Origin of the sequence: Alkalihalophilus lindianensis (assembly GCF_032843265.1) — a bacterium.
GTDB lineage: Bacteria > Bacillota > Bacilli > Bacillales > Bacillaceae_D > Alkalihalophilus > Alkalihalophilus lindianensis.
Window position 1 is genome coordinate 1 of the sequence record NZ_JAWJBA010000708.1, and the last position, 252, is coordinate 252.

The 252-nt window shown below is 35.7% G+C and carries 1 protein-coding gene; it reads left to right on the forward strand.

The window, feature by feature from the left end:
* On the forward strand, positions 1–252 hold a 252-nt coding region (locus tag RYX56_RS24005), incomplete at both ends, for a hypothetical protein (protein WP_317124338.1).

Genomic DNA, 252 nt, shown 5'->3' on the forward strand with positions numbered 1-252 from the left:
CAAAAAATTGGACAAGGACGACAAGCTGATGTATTTCAAGTAAGAGTGAATTATCAAAATCCAACGAATGGACAAATAGAATATCGAGATTGTGCTTTAAAGTTATTACGCATTTCTCAAGCGCTTCCTGATTTTACTGTACATCGTTTATTGACGGAAGATCATGAGAGTGCGATACAACATCATATTCTTAAATTATTGGGTGTCATTACTTTCCAACAACGTGCTGCTGCTTTAATGCCTTTGTGTTCT